This window comes from Nonomuraea sp. NPDC049695 (genome assembly GCF_040674955.1).
GTDB lineage: Bacteria > Actinomycetota > Actinomycetes > Streptosporangiales > Streptosporangiaceae > Nonomuraea > Nonomuraea helvata.
The window spans coordinates 1-2,706 of record NZ_JBFANV010000207.1; the positions used below are offsets into that span (position 1 = coordinate 1).

Here is a 2,706-nt window from a genome sequence, read left to right on the forward strand (position 1 = left end):
GTAGAGGTCCTCGACCGCCATAGGTTCGTCCCAGGTGGGCAGGCCGGCGGTGTGGGCGGCGACGGTCGTCCATGCGGCCCGCCTGCGGCGCGTACCGGTAGTCACGTCGAACCCGTTCCCGCTGACCGCGCTGTGGTCAGAGATCGAGATCGATCTGATCCCCTAGCCGCGCGTGTGGGGCCGTCCCCGCGCACGTGCCGTACTCGGCCGGCCCCATTTCCGGCCCCGCGGGCAAACGTCAGGCTTCCTCGGCGCAGCCGTGCTCGCACACGTAATCCGCAACCTCGTAGTCGAGCACACCATGGGCAGCCAACTCCGCACAGAGTTCACCGGCCGCGTCGTTCACCTCTCGCGCGCCGATCTTGATCTCTTTCGAGGAGTGCAGCTCTTCTAGGTGGTATTGCTTCTCGTGAAGCTCAGCCCACTCTCTGAGTAGCTCGCGTAGGCTTCGGCCCCGCTGTCCCTGAACGCCCAGAGGCTCGTTCACGTCAATGATCACTGGCCATCGCCTCCTTCGATCCGCTCGCTGATATGGCCCGATGGCCCAGCGTGCCTACGTCTGACTGGCTGGCGCCTTCGCATGCAGCGAGACTGAAGCCGCAAGCATGATGACCGCATCAGACGGGGTGTCGCAGAGCGGCTACTGCTCCGGCGGGATCACTCGATGCTTCACCGGGTGGGCACCCCTGAGACCGGCAAGCTTGACGGCCTCAGGGGTCGGGGTGGCGCCTGGGAATGCAGAACGGCGGATACCGCGGAGAGGGTCAAGGCCGCCCGGGGTTGGCGGCCTTGACCCTCGCAGAGGTTCCGCCGTATTCCAGGAGAGGCGCCACCCCGACCCTTAGGATGATGAACCAGTGCCCACTTGGCGGTTCGCTGCGAAACGCCCCATAGGCGCACGTGAACCGAGGGTTCACCTGTCGATCACAGCTCGGTAGCGACGAAGCATCTCGGCAACCGGCGCAAGCTTGTCCTCCACCTTGCTTCTGGCCAGGCCGAACCCCGGCGCGTCCAGAGCTTCAAGGATTTCTCCGCCCCACCAGGCGATCTCCCGCAACTCGGGGAACATTTCAGGCTTCAAGGGCCACCGCATCTCATCGATAGCGCGGACACACCGACGAAGCCCGATGAAGCTCTCCGCCAGATCATCGTCGATGAGGTCCTCGATCTCGACCCGAGCAGCGGCGAGATGCTTAGCGCACTCCCACAGCTTCAGTGCGTTGCGGTCGTACCAGGCTGCTTCTGCCTTCGCGGATCCGTGTGCAAGTTTCGCCTTCTGGAGGCGATGTGCGCGCTCGGCTTGCTCGCTGCGAGGAAGACCTTGCCTCTCCGCGCGCGCTCGGAGGATGCGAGCCTCCACACCTCGCCTGCCCGCAACGCCGAGAGGAGGCGCCATGCGTGCCATCGCGATTTTCCGTTGGACTCCCATTTCGAGCAGGGTGGCTTCAAGGCGATCGACTTCTTCGGGCCGGTGACTGCAGTGCTTCCGCACGTAGGCGAGTACCCAGAGCGCAGCGATGACGTCGTGCTCAACTACCCAAGCCGGCACGCGGTGATGGGAGACGACGTGCCGGACGACGTGGATCGGATTTTCGATCGGGTCATCACGTACCAGTTCGTCGATGTCGAGATCACCTTCTCTCTGACGTCGGTCCACGATCTCTTTGATAGCTGTGTGACCTGCGGAAACGTCGATTTTTGCAGAAGCTCTCTTCGGCATGTCCATATAGTATGGACGTTTGTGATCATGAGCTAGTCGCGAGAGGCTTGTGACCACCACCACTGTCTAGCGTCCCTCAACCTGACAGTCCGGCACGGTTCTTGACAGTTGACCTGATAGGAAGACCTCGAAATGACAGTTGGCGTCCCTCGACGCCTGGCACTGGTAGCCGATGTCCAGACATCAGTTCTTATCCGACGCCTGCTGTCCGTCGCGTAGTTGCGCACCCGCACGCTTGATCTTCCTCAGCATCCGGATCTGGAGCACGACCATGATGCTGCTGGCAACGACGGTTATGGCCGACGCAGCAGTACCGACCCACTCAGATCCAAGAAGTTCGAGCACCACATTCCCCCTCGGCGGGCGACGTCCACCCAGCGATGAAGCTGGTTCCCAGCCACGGTACAGCCAACGTTCATACGCTTCCACCGGCCTGGTTGTCTCACATCGATGGCAGTGCGGCTCCTTCTTCAGCGCTTGTGAAGCTACTTCCGACGAGCCCGCAATCAGCTGATCTTCGGCTCCGTACTGTCAACTTCGATGACGCAAGCGCTGCTACTTCGATCTCTGTCGAAATGACAGTGTCCAGGTCAGGGGCAAAGCTCACTGTCATCTTCGCTGCGTCCAGACAACCACTGTCTAGACCCATCGAGGTTGGCAGTCCCGCACGCAACATGGCAGTAGATGTGGCAGCTCGCTCGTAGGACTGAGAGTCCGCAGGTGAGACGATCGAGCTGAGAACGGTTGGACCTTCCTCCAGCCTCCTACTGTCACTTTGAATGATGTTCGAGTCCCTGCTTCGATACGGATCAAACTGACAGTACACAGGTCAGGGCCACTAGCCACTGTCATCTTCGGCGACGCCAGACAACCACCAGCTGTGTCTGGCAGCCTTGAAGTTGAACTGGTCGCTCCCACCCGAGCCTGAGCGGACCGTTTCGCCGCGAAACGCGACCCGCCGTACCCGAGCCACCCACCCGAGCCTG

The 2,706-nt window shown here is 61.7% G+C and carries 3 protein-coding genes; all 3 read right to left on the reverse strand.

Annotation, left to right across the window (positions count from 1 at the left end; genetic code table 11):
* Positions 1-238 precede the first annotated feature (238 nt).
* Positions 239-499, reverse strand: a complete 261-nt coding sequence (locus AB0J64_RS56980; protein WP_364047111.1) for a hypothetical protein — start codon at positions 497-499, stop codon at positions 239-241.
* A gap of 414 nt (positions 500-913) precedes the next feature.
* On the reverse strand, positions 914-1,720 hold the full coding sequence (locus tag AB0J64_RS56985) for a hypothetical protein (RefSeq protein ID WP_364047114.1): 807 nt from the start codon (positions 1,718-1,720) through the stop codon (positions 914-916).
* 183 nt (positions 1,721-1,903) lie between these two features.
* Positions 1,904-2,065, reverse strand: a complete 162-nt coding sequence (locus AB0J64_RS56990) for a hypothetical protein (protein WP_364047117.1) — start codon at positions 2,063-2,065, stop codon at positions 1,904-1,906.
* Positions 2,066-2,706 lie beyond the last annotated feature (641 nt).